The 18,707-nt window shown below is 64.5% G+C and carries 19 protein-coding genes; 4 read left to right on the forward strand and 15 right to left on the reverse strand.

The genetic code is table 11. From position 1 onward, the window contains the following. Positions 1 to 9: 9 nt before the first annotated feature. The 3 genes from L0B83_RS18590 (at position 10) to L0B83_RS18600 (ending at position 3,649) form a co-directional block, all read left to right on the forward strand. The gene (locus tag L0B83_RS18590; protein ID WP_234760057.1) at positions 10 to 1,530 is read left to right on the forward strand and encodes an MmgE/PrpD family protein; all 1,521 of its coding nucleotides are present in this window, start codon (positions 10 to 12) and stop codon (positions 1,528 to 1,530) included. Further along, positions 1,531 to 2,439, forward strand: a complete 909-nt coding sequence (gene prpB, locus L0B83_RS18595; protein WP_234760058.1) for a methylisocitrate lyase — start codon at positions 1,531 to 1,533, stop codon at positions 2,437 to 2,439. A gap of 70 nt (positions 2,440 to 2,509) precedes the next feature. Beyond that, positions 2,510 to 3,649: a bifunctional 2-methylcitrate synthase/citrate synthase gene (locus L0B83_RS18600; protein ID WP_234760059.1), complete on the forward strand. Its 1,140-nt coding sequence runs from the start codon at positions 2,510 to 2,512 to the stop codon at positions 3,647 to 3,649. A 67-nt stretch (positions 3,650 to 3,716) separates the two neighbouring features. Here L0B83_RS18600 and L0B83_RS18605 read toward each other — a convergent pair whose 3' ends face one another. The 14 genes from L0B83_RS18605 to L0B83_RS18670 form a co-directional block, all read right to left on the reverse strand. Next, a complete protein-coding gene (locus tag L0B83_RS18605) occupies positions 3,717 to 4,703 on the reverse strand; it encodes a hypothetical protein (protein ID WP_234760060.1) in 987 nt (328 codons plus the stop codon). Position 4,704: 1 nt separating this feature from the next. After that, complete coding sequence (locus tag L0B83_RS18610) at positions 4,705 to 5,220, reverse strand: RNA polymerase sigma factor (protein ID WP_268821100.1); 516 nt, start codon at positions 5,218 to 5,220, stop codon at positions 4,705 to 4,707. 110 nt (positions 5,221 to 5,330) lie between these two features. Then, positions 5,331 to 5,834, reverse strand: a complete 504-nt coding sequence (locus L0B83_RS18615; protein WP_234760062.1) for an 8-oxo-dGTP diphosphatase — start codon at positions 5,832 to 5,834, stop codon at positions 5,331 to 5,333. Positions 5,835 to 5,908: 74 nt separating this feature from the next. Then, on the reverse strand, positions 5,909 to 7,438 hold the full coding sequence (locus L0B83_RS18620; RefSeq protein ID WP_234760063.1) for a hypothetical protein: 1,530 nt from the start codon (positions 7,436 to 7,438) through the stop codon (positions 5,909 to 5,911). A gap of 2 nt (positions 7,439 to 7,440) precedes the next feature. Continuing rightward, a complete protein-coding gene (locus tag L0B83_RS18625) occupies positions 7,441 to 7,977 on the reverse strand; it encodes an RNA polymerase sigma factor (RefSeq protein WP_234760064.1) in 537 nt (178 codons plus the stop codon). A gap of 96 nt (positions 7,978 to 8,073) precedes the next feature. Then, complete coding sequence (gene xerD, locus L0B83_RS18630) at positions 8,074 to 9,036, reverse strand: site-specific tyrosine recombinase XerD (protein ID WP_234760065.1); 963 nt, start codon at positions 9,034 to 9,036, stop codon at positions 8,074 to 8,076. A gap of 2 nt (positions 9,037 to 9,038) precedes the next feature. Next, positions 9,039 to 9,701: an NUDIX domain-containing protein gene (locus L0B83_RS18635; RefSeq protein WP_234760066.1), complete on the reverse strand. Its 663-nt coding sequence runs from the start codon at positions 9,699 to 9,701 to the stop codon at positions 9,039 to 9,041. Positions 9,702 to 9,728: 27 nt separating this feature from the next. Next, positions 9,729 to 11,471 carry a CTP synthase gene (gene pyrG, locus L0B83_RS18640; RefSeq protein WP_234760067.1) on the reverse strand — a complete coding sequence of 581 codons (1,743 nt, stop codon included), beginning with the start codon at positions 11,469 to 11,471 and terminating at the stop codon, positions 9,729 to 9,731. Between the two features lie 99 nt (positions 11,472 to 11,570). Then, positions 11,571 to 13,310, reverse strand: a complete 1,740-nt coding sequence (gene recN, locus L0B83_RS18645; protein ID WP_234760068.1) for a DNA repair protein RecN — start codon at positions 13,308 to 13,310, stop codon at positions 11,571 to 11,573. A 3-nt stretch (positions 13,311 to 13,313) separates the two neighbouring features. Next, a complete protein-coding gene (locus L0B83_RS18650) occupies positions 13,314 to 14,336 on the reverse strand; it encodes an NAD kinase (protein WP_234760069.1) in 1,023 nt (340 codons plus the stop codon). 12 nt (positions 14,337 to 14,348) lie between these two features. Further along, positions 14,349 to 15,161, reverse strand: coding sequence for a TlyA family RNA methyltransferase (locus L0B83_RS18655; RefSeq protein ID WP_234760070.1), 813 nt, complete (start codon positions 15,159 to 15,161; stop codon positions 14,349 to 14,351). 2 nt (positions 15,162 to 15,163) lie between these two features. Further along, on the reverse strand, positions 15,164 to 15,415 hold the full coding sequence (locus tag L0B83_RS18660; protein WP_234760071.1) for a hypothetical protein: 252 nt from the start codon (positions 15,413 to 15,415) through the stop codon (positions 15,164 to 15,166). A gap of 9 nt (positions 15,416 to 15,424) precedes the next feature. Beyond that, positions 15,425 to 16,414: an HAD-IIA family hydrolase gene (locus L0B83_RS18665; protein WP_234760072.1), complete on the reverse strand. Its 990-nt coding sequence runs from the start codon at positions 16,412 to 16,414 to the stop codon at positions 15,425 to 15,427. Beyond that, positions 16,407 to 17,255 (reverse strand): hypothetical protein, encoded by an 849-nt coding sequence (locus tag L0B83_RS18670; RefSeq protein WP_234760073.1) that lies wholly within the window; start codon positions 17,253 to 17,255, stop codon positions 16,407 to 16,409. Before L0B83_RS18670 ends, L0B83_RS18665 begins: the two co-directional genes overlap by 8 nt. A gap of 54 nt (positions 17,256 to 17,309) precedes the next feature. Between L0B83_RS18670 and L0B83_RS18675 the strand changes: the two genes are divergently transcribed. Then, positions 17,310 to 17,627, forward strand: a complete 318-nt coding sequence (locus tag L0B83_RS18675; protein ID WP_234760074.1) for a hypothetical protein — start codon at positions 17,310 to 17,312, stop codon at positions 17,625 to 17,627. On the opposite strand, the gene L0B83_RS18680 is transcribed toward L0B83_RS18675, so the two are convergent. Then, positions 17,624 to 17,938 carry a hypothetical protein gene (locus tag L0B83_RS18680; protein ID WP_234760075.1) on the reverse strand — a complete coding sequence of 105 codons (315 nt, stop codon included), beginning with the start codon at positions 17,936 to 17,938 and terminating at the stop codon, positions 17,624 to 17,626. The two genes, L0B83_RS18675 and L0B83_RS18680, sit on opposite strands and share 4 nt — an antisense overlap. Positions 17,939 to 18,707: the final 769 nt, after the last annotated feature.

The following is an 18,707-nucleotide window of genomic DNA, read 5'->3' on the forward strand; positions in this document are numbered from 1 at the left end:
AGGAGCACCATGGTGAAGAACAACCACGTCCGCGTCTATAAGAGCGAAGAAAACCTTCCCCGTGAGGAACAGTTGGCGCACAAGATCGCCACAGTCGCCGCAGACCCCGTCGAGGTGAGCCCCGAAGTCACCGACATGATCATCAACCGGATCATCGACAATGCCTCCGTTGCCATTGCGTCGCTCAACCGGGCCCCGATCATCGCAGCCCGCGCGCAGGCCCTGACCCACGCACCGACCACCAACGGCAAAGGCTCGTCCGTCTTCGGCATCAGCGACAGGGTCTCCCCCGAGTGGGCGGCCTGGGCGAACGGCGTGGCCGTGCGTGAACTCGACTACCACGACACGTTCCTGGCCGCTGACTACTCCCACCCGGGCGACAACATCCCGCCGATCCTCGCCGTGGCCCAGCACGTGGGCTCCAGCGGCAAGGACCTGATCCGGGGCATCGCCACCGGCTACGAAATACAGGTGGACCTGGTCAAGGCGATCTGCCTGCATAAGCACAAGATCGACCACGTCGCCCACCTCGGACCCTCCGCCGCGGCCGGCATCGGCACCCTTCTTGGACTCGACGTCGAGACGATCTTCCAGTCCGTCGGCCAGGCCCTGCACACCACCACGGCCACGCGGCAATCCCGCAAGGGCGAAATCTCCACGTGGAAGGCCCACGCCCCCGCGTTCGCCGGCAAGATGGCAGTCGAAGCCGCGGACCGGGCCATACGCGGCCAGACCTCCCCCGTGCCGATCTACGAAGGCGAAGACGGCGTCATCGCCTGGATGCTCGACGGCCCGGACGCCTCCTACGAAGTCCCGCTGCCCGAAGCCGGCGAACCCAAGCGGGCCATCTTGGACACCTACACCAAGGAACACTCCGCCGAATACCAGGCCCAGGCCTGGATCGACCTCGCCCGCAAGCTCAACAAAGAGCACCCCGAGGCCACGGACCCGGCCAACGTCAAGTCCGTCCTGATCAAGACCAGCCACCACACGCACTACGTGATCGGCTCAGGCGCGAACGACCCCCAGAAGTACTCCCCCACAGCGTCCCGCGAAACGCTGGACCACTCCATCCCGTACATCTTCACCGTCGCCCTGCAGGACGGCGCCTGGCACCACGTCGACTCCTACAGCCCCGAACGCGCCGGCCGCCCGGACACCGTGGAACTCTGGCACAAGGTCACCACGGTCGAAGACCCCGAATGGACCCGCAGGTACCACTCCCTCGACATCGCGGAAAAGGCCTTCGGCGGCACCGTTGAAATCACCCTCAACGACGGCACCGTCATCACCGATGAGATCGCCGTCGCCGACGCCCACCCCCTCGGCGCCCGGCCCTTCGCCCGCGAACAATACGTCAACAAGTTCCGCACCCTCGCCGCCGGCCTCGTCGAGGAGGCCGAAATCGAAAGGTTCCTCGCCGCCGTCGAGCGCCTCCCGGAACTGGGCCCGGGCGAACTGGACCAGCTGAACATCCAGGCCGCGCCCGGCATCATCGACCTCGCCGCGGCACCGAAAGGACTGTTCTAGATGCTCTACTCCAAGACCACACCGGAACAGAAACGCCTCAAGCTGCGCGAGCTGCTCAACTCCGGGACCGTGCAGCAGTTCCCGGGCGCGTTTAATCCGCTCTCGGCGCGGCTGATCGAAGAGAAAGGCTTCCCCGGCGTCTACATCTCCGGCGCCGTCCTCGCCAACGACCTCGGCCTGCCGGACATCGGACTCACGACACTCACCGAGGTCGCCACCCGCGCCGGGCAGATCGCCCGCATGACCGAACTCCCGGCCCTCGTGGACGCGGACACCGGATTCGGTGAACCGATGAACGTAGCCCGCACCATCCAGGAACTCGAAAACGCCGGGCTGGCCGGGTGCCACATCGAGGACCAGTTCAACCCCAAACGCTGCGGGCACCTGGACGGCAAGAACGTCGTCGACGTCGACACCGCCGCCAAACGCATCCGCGCCGCAGCGGACGCCCGGCGGGACCCGAACTTCCTCATCATGGCCCGGACCGACATCCGGGCCGTCGAAGGCATCGAAGCAGCACAGGAACGCGCCCGCGCCTTGGTGGACGCCGGCGCCGACGCCATTTTCCCGGAAGCCATGAAGGACCTGTCCGAGTTCCAAGCCATCCGTGATGCGGTGGACGTGCCGATCCTGGCCAACATGACCGAGTTCGGAAAGAGCGAGCTCTTTACCGTGGAACAGCTCCAGGGCGTCGGAGTGAACATGGTGATCTACCCCGTCACCCTCCTCCGCATTGCCATGGGGGCTGCAGAGCGTACGCTGGAAACGATCAAGGCCACAGGTACGCAGGAGACGCAGGTGGGGAACATGCTGACCCGTGCGCGCCTCTATGACCTCGTGGACTACGAGGCCTATAACCACTTCGACACGAGCGTTTTCAACTTCCAGGTTCCTGGGCTCAGCCGGTAACTGGATCAACCAAGGGATGCATGCGCCCCGGCCTTTCCGGAGTGCCTGCCGATTAACGAAGGAGTTAAGCATGGCTGCTGAAGAGATCAAGAAGGGCCTGGCCGGCGTCGTGGTTGACTACACGGCGATCTCCAAGGTCAACCCGGACACCAACTCACTGCTGTACCGCGGCTACCCCGTGCAGGAACTCGCCGCCAAGTGCAGCTTCGAAGAAGTCGCCTACCTGCTGTGGAACGGTGAGCTGCCCACCCCGGAGGAACTCGAAGGGTTCACAGCCCGCGAGCGCGCGGGCCGCGCGCTCGACCCGGTAGTAAAGCAGGTCATCGATACCCTGCCGACGACGTCCCACCCCATGGATGTCTGCCGGACGGCCGCTTCGGTACTCGGAGCCCGGCACCCTCTGGCCGAGGATTCCACGCCCGAGGCCAACATGACCAAGGCAATTGACCTGTTCGCCGCCATGCCGGCCGTGGTCGCCTACGACCAGCGCCGCCGGCGCGGCCAGGAAGTCATCGAACCCAGGGACGACCTCGGCTACTCCGCGAACTTCCTGTGGATGACCTTCGGCGAAGACCCCGTCGAAGAGGTCGTGAAGGCGTTCAACGTCTCGATGATCCTTTACGCCGAGCACTCCTTCAACGCGTCCACGTTCACGGCCCGTGTTGTCACCTCCACCCTCTCGGACCTGCACTCCGCAGTCACCGCCGCGATCGGCGCCCTCAAAGGCCCGCTGCACGGCGGCGCCAACGAGGCCGTCATGCACACCTTCGAGGAAATCGGCATCCGCACCGAGGAATCACTTGAGGAAGCGGCCGCCCGGGCGAAGACCTGGATGGAAGACGCCTTGGCGCAGAAAAAGAAGGTCATGGGCTTCGGACACCGTGTCTACAAGCACGGCGACTCGCGCGTGCCCACCATGAAGGCCGCACTGGACAAGATGATCGCCCACTACGGCCGCCCGGAAATCCTGGGCCTATACAACGGCCTGGAACAGGCCATGGACGAGGCCAAGTCCATCAAGCCCAACCTCGACTACCCGGCCGGACCCACCTACCACCTCATGGGATTCGACACCCCCACCTTCACCCCGCTTTTCGTGGCCAGCCGCATCACCGGCTGGACCGCCCACATCATGGAGCAGCTCGGATCAAACTCCCTGATCCGGCCGCTGAGTGAATACAACGGCGTGGACGAACGGCACCTGCCGTAACTCCGCCTGCACGACGCCGGGCCGGTCACCTTGATGCCAAGGTGGCCGGCCCGGCGTCGTCGTTCATCTACTGCGTGAGCTGAAGGCTCGTGATCATCCGCTTAATTTTCTGGTACTCGGCCGTCTGCATATACTGCACTGCTTCGTCCATGGTGTTGAACGTCGGGGAATGGATTGTCTGATAGTCAGTCGTGGCGAAGGACAGTGTCCCCTTCGGGTCGCTCACTCGCGTATACATCATGCAACTGTCGGCAACCCTGCCGAATATCTTGTCGACGAGTCCGATCTGGTAGCTGATGCCTCCGCCCTGGGCTGTCTGGTCAAGCACCCGGTAGGAGAACCGGACCTGCGAGTTGGTGACCCATTGACCCGTAAGTGAGCTGGCTGCGCTGTCGAGTTCCGTTTGCTTGAAGGTGCCGGGTCCGCACAACCCGCCGACGCCACTAGCGCGGACGTGGTAAAACTTGGCCATCACCTTCCCCTGCTCATCTGCCACCTTGATCCCTGAGTCGGGGTAATCGACTGTCCCCGGCGGAACGTCGGTAGCCGTCCAGCCCGCTGGGAGATCGAACTGCACGTGGGCGCTGGCGTTAACGTAGCTCGTCCAGCCGGGGTCAGCCGCCGGCGGCGCTGATGCGCTTGGTTCGTCGGTAACGGCCGGCGAAGCCGAGGCTGTGGCCGACGCCGTTGGCGACTGAGGCGTCGTCGCAGTCGGCGTCGCAGTCGGTGTCGCGGGGATTGACGTCTGGACGGAGGGAAGCGGTGTCATTTGCCCGGAATTGGCCGGGACAGGAGCCCCCGTCAACCACACCGGATTCGGCGCCACCAGCACCACTGCCGTCACGGCAGCTGCTGCGATGGTCAGCAACCCGGCGATGCGGGCGGCCCGCTGCCGCCTGGCATCGGCCAACGACCGGACATTCGGTGGCATCTTGTCAACCGGTTCGGAGCGGTCCATGACAATCTGCTGAAGGACCGTCTCGGAATCAGGTACCTCAAGGGGACCGGCTTTCAGCGGATCAGTTGCGGAGATCAAACTCTTGATGGCATCCATCTCATGCCCCCATTTTCTGTGAAACGGCTTCGACCCGGGCCGGCATGGCCTTGCGAAATGCTTCGCGTGCGCGGTGCAGCCGCACCCTGGCAGCCGATTCGCTGCATTGCAGCACAACGGCGATTTCTGCGATCGAGAGTTCGTCCCAATACGCGAGCTGCAGGACGTCGCGGTCCTTTTCCCTCAAGCCGGCCATGGCACAGTCAACGTCGTCGTTGCCTTCGTCGGCAGTGTGGGCATCGATGGCAGTGGAAGCTTCCCTGAGCCTCAGGTGCAATGCCTGCTGACGTTCGTGGCTACGATAAGCGTTTCCCAGCAGATTCCGGGCTACGGCAAACAACCATGCCGGTTCAGCAGCACCGGCTTCGTCCCATTTCTGCCATGCCACGCGGAACACGTCCGCGGCGAGCTCCTTCGCTAATTCCGTATCTGTCACGCGCCGCCGAACAAAACCGAAAACACGTGGATAGCAGTCCTTATGAAGCGTGATAAACGCCAGCTCCCGTTCCGAAAGCATGGTCCCCCCTTGAAGTTTTGAGCCTGTGGCTACCGGCTACGGGGGTAATTTCCAAGAAGCCGGACATAATTACAGATCCAACGAAGATTTTTTTGAATATTTCCCCGCAATCAGCGCGCGGCTTCGGAATCCAGCCACTCGGCCGTGTGGACTTCGGCGACACTTTCGTTGTCTTCGGCGAGCACCACTTCCACGGCGATGCGCTCACCGGAAATCATGGCTGGCAGCCAGTGTTCGGCGTCGGCCCACATTTGTTCGACGGGAAGCCCCGCCACTCGGAACCACCGGGGTGCGATCTCATCGCTTTCGGCGGGTTCGCCGGTCCAGCGCTCTGTCAGGTAGACGGTCGTGAACATGTTCCATTCGCCCTTGCTGGGGAAGACAAAGTCCACTGTCCCGGCAGGAATGAGGTCCTGTTGGTCCACATGGACGAAAACTTCCTCAAGGACCTCCCGGCACACGGCCTCGGCGGCAGTCTCGCCAGGCTCTACGTGTCCGCCGACGCCGACAATCTTGCCTAGGCCGAAACCGGTTTTCTTTCTTCCCAGGAGCACTTCCTTGCCGGCGACGCCGTCGCGGAGCAAGAAGCATAGGGTGACATGGGCTGCAGTCATTGACCAAGCCTACGGCCGTGACGCTCCCGGGAGTACGACGCCGGGCCGGTGACCGGCCCGGCGTCGCGGCTTATCTATTGAGTGAGCTGAAGGCTCGTGATCATTTCCTTCAACTTTGCGTACTCCGGTGTGCTCATGTACGAAATGGCTTCACTCATCGTGGCGAATGTCGGCGCTCCGGGTCCTTGGGTGGCCCGGTCCGCAAAGGACAGCGAACCCTTCGGCGCTCCGGTGACAATTGCGTACATGAGGTTCGGGCACGTATCGACCAGCTGGCCGCTGGATTTGTCCACCAGCCCTACTTCGTAACTCAGGCCCTTTCCTAGCGACGACTGGTCCAGGACACGGTATGAGAACCGGACACCGGCAGCCTGCGTCCACGTGCCGTTCAAGGCCGATTGGGCGGTGTCGAGCTCCGTCACCTTGTAATGCTCATCGGGACCGCAAGCGCCGCCGAGGCCACCCCCGGAACCGTAGTACAGCTGTGCCACCTTCCGACCGGACTCATCGGCCACGTCGATCGCCCAGGCAGGGAAGTCCGGAGTTCCTGCCTTGACTTCTTTCGCCGTCCACCCGCCCGGAAGGCTGAACTGCACCTTCGCATTGCTGCCTTTGAAGACCGTCGATGTCTGCACGTTGCTCTGCTTCAGCGACAGCGAGATCAGCATCCGCTTCGTGTCCTGGTATTCCTGCGTCTGCATGTACGCGCGCGCTTCAGCCACCGAGCTGAAAGTGTGCGGAGCATTGGACCCGTCCGCCGACATCGCCCATACGTCCCCGAAATCAACCAAGGGGACGTTGCTCGGTCCGGTAATCCCATTGATTTGCTGGCATACGGCAGTTCCCGGCAGATTCTTTTCTTCCGAGAGTGCCACGGAACCGTAGACGCGGTCTCCTTCGAACACAGTAAAAGTGAAGCGGGAAGGACCGAGCGCGGAACCCTTCAGTGCCGAAAACTCAGCAACCTTCTCGGGTTTCTGCGAGATATCCAAGTCCACCGCGTCAAGGACCGTGACCGGCCGGGGCGCGGCGCAGCCGCCAATCGTCCGATCGTAGACGAGGTTCAGCGCGGCAACTTGCTTATTGTCGGCGGTTCGGACGCTCAGGCTGTTGTAGGGCTTGCCTGCAATCATCCTGGGAGACTCAACCACGAACCAGCTTTCGGGCAGCTGGAACGTCGCTTGGGCAGTCGCGTCGGTGAACGTCTTCCACGGCGTCAACGGTGCGACGCTCCCTGTCGGCGTCGGCGTCGGGGTCGGCGTGGGTGGCGCGGTGGTCGTTGCCGAGACGGACGCAGTAGGAAGCGGGCTGGTTGTGGCGAGCCCGGAGTTAGCTGGAACCGGCGCGGTCGTGAGCGCGCCGAGATTCGAAGCAACCAGAACACCTGCCGCCACCGCTGCCGCGGCGATCGTCAGCAGACCCGCGATCCGGGCGTTCCGCAGCTTCCGTGCAGCGGCCAAGGAACGAACATTCGGCGGCATTTTGTCGATCCCGTGCCCGTGGCCGGTCACGACCCGGGCCAAGGCCTGGTCGGCATCCGGTTCGGGTCCCGTCCCGCGACGCAACGGATCGGCGTCCTCAATCAGTTCTCTGATCGGATCCATCACTATGCCCCCTTCTTCTGTGCCATCGCGTCTGCCCCGGCCGGAACCAGCTTCCGGAACGCCTCCCGGGCCCGGTGGAGCCGCACCTTCGCCGCCGACTCACCACATTGCAGGACTGCCGCGATCTCGCTCATCGTCAGCTGATCCCAATACGCCAACTGCAGGATGTCCCGGTCCTTGTCCCGCAAACGGTCAAAGACTTGATCCACGAGCGAAGGGCCGTCTTCCGCACTGTCAGAGAAACCCGCCGACTCGCGGAGCCTTTCATGAAGGGCTACCTGGCGCTGATGGCTCCGGTAGGCATTCCCCAAAAGGTTCCGGGCGACGGTAAACAGCCAGGCCACGTCCACCGGCGCCACGTCATCCCATTTCTGCCACGCAACACGAAACACGTCCGCGGCAAGCTCCTCAGCAACCTGCGGATCGTCCACACGCCGCCGAACAAAACGGAACACCCTCGGATACATGTCCCGGTGAAGCGCAATGAACGACAACTCTCCCTCGCTCAGCACAATCCCCCCATTCTCAAAGTGAAACATCCCACCATAACCCTGGCTAACCGTATAGTTTCCGGCGCCGCGGCGGAGGTTACACCACGTCCCCACCCATTGCTAAAGTGTGCCCGGCGAAAGTCGTCAGCCGAGGGCCCGTGGGTGCGCGGCGGCGTACACCTCGCGCAAGGTGTCGGCGGTGACCAGCGTGTAGACCTGCGTAGTGGTCACCGAAGCATGGCCGAGGAGTTCCTGCACAACGCGGACATCCGCGCCGCCCTCAAGGAGGTGCGTGGCGAAGGAATGCCGGAGTGTGTGCGGTGAGACGTCCTTGGTGATGTTGGCCTTCTCCGCCGCAGTCTTCAGGATGGTCCAGGCGCTCTGTCGGCTGATCCGCCCGCCACGGGCATTCAGGAACAGTGCCGGCGTGCCTTTTCCTTTCGCGGCCAAGGCCGGCCTTCCGCGAACCACGTAGGATCCGACGGCGCGTGCACCGTAGGAGCCCAAGGGAACCAGGCGTTCCTTGGAACCTTTTCCGAAGAGCCGCACGATCGAGGGACCGTCGGTTTCTGCCTCAAGCGAGACATCGTCGACGTCAAGGCCCACGGCCTCGCTGATGCGGGCACCTGTGGAGTAGAGGAACTCCAGGAGCGCCCGGTCCCTCAACCCCGTGGCGGTATCGGCGCCGGCGGCCTCGAGGATCCGGGTCACTTCGCCGACGCTTATGGCCTTCGGCAGACGCTTGCCCGGCATTGGCGGGTGGACATCGCTGGCGGGGTCCGCCGTCGTCGTCCCCTCCAGGGCCCAAAACTTGTGGAGCCCGCGGACGGCAACCACGGTCCGGGCCGCAGAGCGGACGCCGAGGGCCGCGCCGCCATCGGAACCGTCCGCCAGAGCCTGGACGAAGGCAGTGACGTCGTGGCGGGAGATATTGCCCGGTTTGTCGACGCCGGTGGCGGCCAGGAAGTTCGCGTAGCGGGACAGGTCCCGGCGGTAAGCGGACAGGGTGTTGCTTGCAAGGCCGCGCTCAACGCCGAGGTGTTGCAGGTAGTCCGTGACAGCCCGGTCAATGGCTGTCTGGGCCCTGGTCTCCGCGAGCTGGGGCACTGTCAGCGCTGGCTCGGGTGGGCGGGCCAGGGAGCGTTGGCCGGACGCAGGTTCCTGAACCCGTCGGCGCGTGCGGCGGCGGCCGCAAGGATCCCGACGACGGCGGACGGGTTATGCAAGCGGCCCTCGAGGACCGCCGAAACAGCCTCGTCAAGCGTGACCCAGACCAGTTCGATCTCGGCCTCTTCATCCGTGCGGACGTGCCGCTCAGCCTCGGGGACGTCCCCCAAGCCGCGGGCCAGATAGATCCGGACCGCCTCGCTCGAGGACCCCGGCGAATTGAAGAAGTCCGCGAGGACATTCCACGTGGCAGCCGTGAGATCGGCCTCTTCGGCAAGCTCCCTGGCCGCGCCGACCACGAAGTCTTCGCCGTCCACATCAAGAAGTCCGGCTGGAATCTCCCACAGATCCATGCCCACGGGGTGGCGGTATTGCTTGAGCAGCAGGATTTCGCCGTCGACATTCATCGGCAGCACCGCGACGGCTCCGGGATGGTCGATGTAGTCGCGGACCAAAGTGCCGGTGTCTTCGCCCAGCTCGAAGGCGTCGCGGACAACGTCCCAAATCCGGCCTTCATAGACCTTGCTGGACGACAAAAGACGGCGCGGGCTCGGCATGTCCGAAACCTTCCGAATAGTGCTGGGGGTTTCAGAAATACCGGGCATCGCGCCGTCCTTCGTTTGTATGAGTGATTACTTCGCAGCGACCTTGCGGGCTGATTTTGCCACCAGATCCACGCCTGACTGACGCTCCAGCGCAGCCTTTACGAGGCCGGCAAACAGCGGGTGCGGACGCGTGGGGCGGGAGCTGAGCTCGGGGTGTGCCTGTGTTGCTACGTAATACGGGTGTACGTCGCGCGGCAGTTCCACGAACTCAACCAGTTTCCCATCGGGAGACGTTCCGGAGAACACGAGTCCCTCGGATGCGATCTGCTCGCGGTACTTGTTGTTGACCTCGTACCGGTGCCGGTGACGCTCGCTGACCATGGTTGAACCATAGGTCTCTGCAACCACGGAGCCCTCATCCAACTTGGCGTCGTAGAGGCCCAGGCGCATCGTGCCGCCAAGATCTCCCTTGCCCTCCACGATGTCGAGTTGTTCTTCCATCGTGGCAATGACCGGGTACTTGGAGTCGGGTTCGAACTCGCTCGAGGACGCGCCTTCGAGTCCGACCACGTTGCGGGCGTACTCAATGACCATGCACTGAAGGCCGAGGCAAAGGCCGAGCACCGGGAGCTTTGTCTCACGGGCGAACTTGAGCGCGCCAAGCTTGCCCTCAAGGCCGCGGATACCGAAGCCGCCCGGAACGCAAATGGCGTCGACGCCCGCCAAGGACTTGGTGGCACCTTCGAGGGTTTCGCATTCGTCGGAGGGTACCCAGCGGATCTTGACCTTGGCTTCGTTCGCAAAACCGCCGGCACGGAGTGCCTCGGTGACGGACAGGTAAGCGTCAGGTAGGTCGATGTACTTGCCGACAAGGGCAACTTCAACCTGGTGCTTGGGGTTGTGGACAGCTTCGAGGAGCCTGTCCCAGCTGGTCCAGTCGACGTCCTTGAACGGGAGGTCCAAGGCGCGGACGATGTAGGAGTCCAGGCCCTGGGAGTGCAGCGTCTTGGGGATGTCGTAGATGCTGGGCGCATCGGCGGCGTTGACTACGGCGTCAATATCGACGTCGCACATGCGGCCGATCTTTTCGCGCATGGCGTCGGGCACTTCGCGGTCCGAGCGGATCACGATCGCTTCCGGCTGGATGCCGATGGAGCGCAAGGCGGCAACGGAGTGCTGCGTTGGCTTGGTCTTCAATTCCTGCGAGGGACCGATGTACGGCACCAGCGAAACGTGCAGGAAGAACACGTTGTTGCGTCCGATGTCCTGGCGGACCTGGCGCGCGGACTCGAGGAAGGGCTGGGACTCGATGTCGCCAACGGTTCCGCCGATTTCGGTGATGATGACATCAGGAGCGCTCTTGCCCTCGGCAGGAAGGCGCATGCGGCGCTTGATCTCGTCCGTGATGTGCGGGATGACCTGGACGGTGTCGCCGAGGTACTCGCCGCGCCGTTCCTTGGCGATGACCGTCGAGTAGATCTGGCCGGTCGTGACGTTGGCCGAACCTTCGAGGTTCTCATCGAGGAAGCGCTCGTAGTGTCCGATGTCGAGGTCGGTTTCGGCGCCGTCGTCAGTGACGAAGACTTCGCCGTGCTGGAAGGGGTTCATCGTGCCCGGATCCACGTTGAGATAGGGATCGAGCTTCTGCATAGTTACAGACAAACCGCGTGCCCGCAGCAGGTGGCCGAGGCTCGAAGCCGTCAGTCCCTTACCGAGCGAGGACGCCACACCGCCGGTGACAAAGATGTGTTTGGTCGTCTTGGACGAGCCCGGGAACCGGGAATTTACACGGGAATTTGATCGCTGCACCACGGAATTCGAGCTTATCATCAATTGCGCCTCCAAAGGATCCGTTAGCCGTTTCCCCAAATGCTCAATAGTCCCCTGCCGTGCGGCGACGATCAAGAGTGAGGACCTCCCGAACCGGTGCTAACTGTGCTGCGGCAGCAGTTTGGCGTCGTCCAGCAGTTCCTGGGCATGTGCCCGCGCCGACTCCGAGTCTTCCTGGCCCGCCAGCATCCTGGCAAGCTCCTTCACGCGTTCCCCGTCGTCGAGAAGCTGGACGTCGCTGGACGTGAAGCCCGTGGCGGTCTTGCCGTCGCTTCCCCGGACTGAGGTCTTGGTGACCCGGATGTGCTGGTCGGCGAAGGCGGCCACCTGCGGCAAGTGGGTCACCACCAGCACCTGGACATGGCGTGCCAGCATGGCGAGCCGGCGTCCGATCTCGACGGCGGCACGCCCGCCCACGCCGGCATCCACTTCGTCGAAAACGAAGGTCGGCACCGGATCCACGGCGGCGAGGACCACTTCGATGGCGAGCATGACACGGGACAACTCACCGCCGGACGCGCCTTTGCCGAGAGGGCGGGCCGGGGCACCTGAATGCGGTTGCAGGAGGAAGGAAATGTCGTCGACGCCGTGGGGGCCCAATTGCCCCTGGCTATCCACCTCGATCACCAGGGTCGCATCGGCCATCGCCAGGGCGGTGAGTTCCGCACTGACGCGCGCGGACAGGTCTTTGGCCGCCTTCGTTCGCGACTTCGAGATGCGGGCGGCCTGCTTTCGCAGCGAAGATTCCGCAGCAGCCACCTCGGCGTCAAGGGCTTCGATCCGGCTCGAGTCGTCCTGCAACTCGTCCAGCCGGGCCCTCGAAGCTGCGGCCCATTCCAGGACCTCGTCGATGCTCGGAGCGTACTTTCGGATGAGTTTGGCCAGTGCTGCGCGCCGCTCCTCGATCTCCGAAAGCCGCTCGGGTCCCTCGGAGTCCAGGGATGCCTGGTAGCTGGACAGCTCCCCCGCGATGTCGTTGATGAGGAAGCCGATTTCGGCAAGCCTGGCGGCGGCTCCCGCCAGGGATTCGTCATGCCCGGAAACCTGTTCGAGCGCGCGTTTGGCAGAATCGATCAGCGTGGTGGCATCGGCTGTTTCGCCGAATTCCTCCGAGATGAGTGCCTCGTGTGCTGCCGCGGCCGCGATGCGCAGCTCTTCGACGTTCGCCAGCTTCACTGCCTCGGCCTTGAGCGCTTCGTCTTCGCCCGGCTGCGGGTCGACGTCGTCGATTTCCTTGAGCGCCACCGCGAGGGATTCAGCCTCGCGGAGCCTTTCGCGGGCCTCGCCGCGGAGGGTATCGAGCTCCGCCAGGCTGGACTTCCAGTGGCTGTACAGCTCCTGGTATTCCGTGAGCATCGCCGCGAGCCCGGCCCCGGCGAAGCGATCCAAGGCGTGCCGCTGCGCCGCGGCACCCTTGAGCCGGATCTGGTCCGACTGGCCATGCACCACCACGAGGCTCTCGCCAAGTTCCGCCAACACACCCACAGGTGCCGACCGGCCGCCCACGAAAGCCCGGCTGCGGCCGTCCGAGCCTACGGTGCGGGCCAGCAGGAGCTGGGTGCCGCCGTCGTACTCTTCGGCGTCGCCGCCGGCGTCCACGGCCCGTTCCACGGCTGCGTGGGCCGGATCGAGCAAGAGCGTGGCCTCCGCGGAGGCCGACTTGGCACCGGACCGAACCGCACCGGCGTCGGACCGCGCCCCCAGAAGAAGCCCGACGGCGGTGACCACCATGGTCTTGCCCGCGCCGGTTTCGCCCGTGACGACGCTCAGGCCGGGCCCCAACGGCAACGTGGCGTCGGTGATGACGCCGAGATCACGGATCCGGAGTTCCTCGATCATGGTTTACATCTCCTTTGTGGGGTCGTCCGCCCTGCCGGTCCGCACGTCCTGGGGCGTCGGCAAAGGGCTGGGCTTGAAGGTCCTGATGACGGGGGTAGGACCGGTGTGGATGTCAGCCGAACGGGGTGCCGGACCCCGCCAGCCGTGAATGGGGAGTTCGAACTTCCGCACGAGCCGGGCGGAAAACGGGGTTTGGTGGGTGCGGGCAAGGCGGACAGGCCGGCTGGAACGGGTCACTTCGATCCGGGCGCCGGGCGGCAGGTCCACGGAGCGGCGGCCATCGCACCAAAGCACGCCTTGGGCGTCGGTGCGGGTGAGGATTTCCACGGCCAGCTTGGACCGCGGCGAAACGACGAGCGGTTTTGCGAACAGGGCATGGGCGCTGATGGGGACGATCACGAGGGCTTCCACTTCGGGCCACACTACGGGACCGCCGGATGAGAAGGCGTAGGCCGTGGACCCTGTGGGGGTGGCAAGCACCACGCCATCGCAACCGAAAGACGTCAGCGGACGCTCGTCCACTTCGGTCACCACTTCGATCATGCGCTCCCGGTCCGCCTTCTCAATGGCGGCTTCGTTGAGGGCCCAGGTGTGCCAGATCTTTTGGCCCCGGACCCACACTTGGACATCGATGGTCATGCGCTCTTCCACCGTGTATTCGCGGCTGGCAATCCATTCGACGGTCTGGGCAAGATCGGCCCGCTCGCTCTCGGCCAGGAAGCCGACGTGCCCGAGGTTGACGCCCAACAGGGGAACGTCGACGTTGCGGACGAGCTCGGCCGCGCGCAGGATGGTGCCGTCGCCGCCGAGCACCATGACGAGTTCGACGTCCTCCAGGCGAACATCCTCGTGCAGTATCTCGATCGGTTTGTCCACCACGCCATAGAACCGTTCGATATCGTCCAGTTCAGACTTCTGCATCACCGGGATCAGGCCGGAGTAATGGAGCTGCCCGCAGGCATCCCAGGCTGCGCGAAGGGAGTCCTCACGCCCTGTGTGGGCAAGGACCAAAACGCGCCTGCTCATGGTGTCTGCTTTCTAGTGGGTGGTCCAGATTCGTTCCATCAGTGCAGCAACTTGCTCGTCCCGCTCTTCGATCTTAGGCAAGTCCGCCTGCATCCTGCGTTTTATCCACAGGAAGTACTCCACATTTCCCTCCTGCCCGGGCAACGGACTCGGTGCCAGGCCGCAGAGTTCAAGCCCTGCGTCCACGGCCGCTGCGGCGACTTGGGCCACGGCGCGCCGCCGTTCGTGATCGGAGGTGACAACGCCGGTGCGGCTCAGCCGTTCCTTTCCGACCTCGAATTGCGGCTTCACCATGAGCACCAGGTCTCCCCCGGGCTCGGTGCATTCCGCGAGCGGCTCCAGGACGAGGGTCAGAGAAATGAAGGATAGGTCCGCTACGGTCAGCGCGGCCGGGCCGCCGATCTGCCCGGGCGACATGTAGCGGACATTGAGGCCCTCATGGACTTCGACGCGGGGATCGTTCCGCAGTGACGGCACCAACTGGTCATGCCCGACGTCGACCGCCACCACGCGCGCGGCACCTTGCCGCAGCAGCACGTCAGTAAAGCCGCCGGTGGAGGCGCCGGCGTCGAGGCACCGCTTCCCTTCCACAACGATGGCGGGGAAGGCTGCCAGCGCACCGGCGAGTTTGTGTCCGGCGCGGCTGACGTAAACGTCCTCGGCGTGGGCTTGAACATCGATTTCCATGGATTCGGAGACCTGTTGCGCCGCCTTGGCGAGAACGCTGCCTCCGGAACTGACTTTTCCGTCGGCAATGAGTTTCGCTGCATGGGTGCGCGATCTCGCCAATCCGCGGCTGACGAGTTCCTGGTCGAGTCGTGCCATGCTCAGCGTTCTTCGTCCAGCGACGCCATCAAGGAGTCGTGGATCTCGAGGTAGATGCCGCTGTGCTCGGCCACCGGAACAGCGGGGACTGCCGCCAACCGGCCCAAAGCCGAATCCACGGAGGCGTCACCTGTGACGGCCATATCGTCCGGCCAGGGAGCATCGTGCGGCGCCGCGCTTTGCGAGTCGGCGTTGTCCGGCTCGGCGCTGTCCGGCTCGGTGCTCTCCTCCGGGTGATCGTTCAACTCGCGCATTGGACCAGTCTAGTTTTCCATCCATTCGAGCCGCGGCGTTGTGGCGTCTGCCGCGTCGGGATTGGCGGCCCACCAGGCTGCGCACGCAGCACGCCAGGCGTCCAGGTCCTGCCCGGAGCCGGAGACCTTGATGAGGCCATCCTGCACCTCGGCAGTGGCCTTCCCGCAGCGGAACTTGCTGCCCTCCTCGACGATTTCGGGGTACGGGTCGTACAGGTCCGTCAGGTCGGCCAGCAGGTAGCCGGGGCGTTCCGAGCTGCGGGCCGCAAGGACGGATTCGGGCGTGTCGACGCCGGTCAGTACTGCCGCCGTCGCGAATCCGGCGCGGTTGCCGCCCAGGATGTCGGTGTCCAGCCTGTCTCCGACGACGATGGGGCGCTCCGACTTCAACCTCCGTGCTGCCGAGTGGAAGAGAGGGGCCTCCGGCTTGCCCGCGACCCGCGGCTGTTTGCCCGTAGCAGACGCGACAGCGGCCACGAGGGTGCCGTTTCCGGGAGCGATCCCGCGGGCTTGGGGAATGGACATGTCCGTATTGGTGGCCACCCAGAGGGCACCTGCAGCAACAACGTAGGATGCTTCGGCGAGATCCTTCCACCCGATGTCCGGGTTGAATCCCTGGACCACAGCCACAGGATCATCCTTGGCGCTGTGGACAGGCGTGAGGCCCACCAGTTCGATTTCGTGGGCCAGCGCCGGACTGCCGGTAATCATGACCCGGGAACCCGGAGCCAGGAGCCCGGCCAGAAGGTCCCCGGCGGCCTGCGAAGAACTGACCACCTGGTTGTCCTCGGCCGGCGCGCCCAGTTCACGAAGATGCGCGGCGACCTGTGCCGGCGTCCGCGAGGCGTTGTTGGTGACGTAGCCCAGCCGGACGCCCACGGACTCAAGCCGCTGAAGAGACTCCACGGCGCCCGGAATGGCGTGCGGACCCGCGTAGACGACGCCGTCCAGGTCGGACAGAACAGCGTCGAAACGCGAAACCAGTGAGGCCTCAGTCATTCTTGGTCTCTTCGCCGTGCCGGAAGCCCTCTTCTCCGTGTACCTCGGCCTTTTCGTCTTCTTCGTCTGTTTCGTCTTCCTCGACGGAGTCGCGGTCCGACTCGGCGTCGTCGGACTCGAAGTAGTCAGGCTCGACGTCGTCGATGTCCACCTCGTCATGTTCGTTGCTCTCGGCGGCGACGGCCTTCTCCGCGATGGCGGCCGCGGCCTCGGACGTGCTCTCTTCAGATGGCTCCGCGTTCTCCTCCGTGGTCCGGAAGCGGGGCTTGCGAACGTCGCTTTCATCGTCCTCGCCAAGGTCGATGATGTCCGGGTCCTCGAAGTCTCCAACGCCGAGCGCATTTTCAGCCACGACCGCTTGGCGCTGCCACTTGCCGGCTTCTTCGGTGCGGCCCACTGCCGCCAGGGCATCTGCGTAGGCGCGGAACAAGCGCGGGCTGTAGGAGAACGCACGGTTGATGTCGAGCTGGATGATCTCCAGTTCGGCAACGGCAGCGTCCAGCTGGCCAAGGTCGCTACGGGCGCCGGAAGCCACAATGGCCAGTTCCACCTTGCCGGGGGCGTCGAGATCCTGGGCCTCGGGGGAACGGACGACGTCCAGCGCACGGTCCGGGCGTCCCAGGCCGCGTTCGCAGTCGGCCATGAGGGGCAAATGGACGTTGGATCCACTGATCCGGCGGTAGGTGCGGAATTCGCGAAGGGCCTCACCATAGTGGCCGGCGGCGTAGGCGGTCAGGCCCACGGCTTCGCGGACAGCCGCCAGCCTGCCACCACGGCGGCTTGCGGCCAAGGCGTGCTGGAAGGACAGCTCGGGATCGATATCGATGAGGCGGCCGGCCATCACCAAGTGCTTTGCGACCCAATCGGCATTCGAGCCTTCAAGGGTCTTAATCTGGTGCTTGGTGACCCGGTCGAGCTCCTGGCCCGTGACGTCGTCGTCGATCTCCGGGGAACGCTCGCGGTCCGGGCGGTTGGAGCTGCGCAGGTCCGCGGCGTTGGGAACGCGCGCGGGGCGCTCTTCCCGGGGTCCACCGAAGCTGCGTCCTTCCCCACGTGGGCCATCGAACTTGCGGGGACCGCGTTCGGGGCGGTCACCAAAGCCGCGGCGCTCACCGTCGCCCTCGCGCCGCGGGCGGTCACCAAACGGCTTACGGTCACGATCACCAAAGCGACGGCGCTCACCATCTCCTTCGCGGCGCGGGCGGTCACCTAACGGCTTACGGTCACGTTCACCAACGCTACGGCGCTCACCATCACCGTCGCGTCGCGGGCGGTCACCAAAGCTCCGTCGCTCTCCGTCGCCTTCGCGCCGCGGTCGTTCACCAAACGGCTTACGCTCACGATCACCAAAGCTACGGCGCTCACCATCACCTTCGCGGCGCGGGCGGTCACCAAAGCTACGACGCTCTCCGTCGCCTTCGCGGCGCGGACGATCACCAAACGGCTTACGCTCACGATCACCAAAGCTACGACGATCACCATCACCCTCACGGCGCGGACGATCACCAAACGGCTTACGATCACGATCACTGCCCGTGTTGCCGTCGCGGCTGTCCCTAGAACGGAATCCGCGCGGGTCTCCGCCGGAATTGTTGTTCGCGCGGAACGGGCCGCGACCGCCACGGCCACCGCCGAAGTTGCCGCGGTTGCCGCCGTTGTGCTCAGCCATGATGGATTCCTCCTGTTGTGAGCTGACCACTGGCGCATGCGCAGCCGCTCGTATCTGTATTTTGTTCTCACGCCGCCGGGATCCGGCTCGTTTCTCTTATGCAATTCTAGGTGAACGGGCATCGGCGAACGCATTCGACGGCCGCCTATTCAGCTTCCCGTGGGAATCATCACAACCCCAGGCACGGCAGAGCCCCTCCGGCTGGCGTGCAGAAGCACGCTCGGCCACAAAATGTACGGCCGGCACCGAACCCCCGGTCACATATCCCGGCTCCCAACCCAACGCCCGTCCACATCCAGCCGCTCCCTGCCCAACGCCCGTCCACATCCAACCCCTCCCTGCCCAACGTCCACATCCAACCCCTCCCTGCCCAACGCCCGTCCACATCCAGCCGCTCTTCCTTGAACGCCCGTCCACATATCCCGGCTCCCAACCCAACGCCCGGTCACATATCCCGGTTCCCTTCCCAACGCCTGTCCATATATCATCGGCGGCCAGGGACGCGGGTGCGCCAGCGTTGGGTCCGCACCGGTGATAGACGGGATCCGGGGGAACAAGCCCTTATCTGACCGAGGATCCGGGGAAACAAGCCCTTATCTGACCGAGCGTCCGGGAAAACAAGCC

This window comes from Arthrobacter alkaliphilus (assembly GCF_021483235.1).
In the GTDB taxonomy this organism is placed as follows: domain Bacteria; phylum Actinomycetota; class Actinomycetes; order Actinomycetales; family Micrococcaceae; genus Arthrobacter; species Arthrobacter alkaliphilus.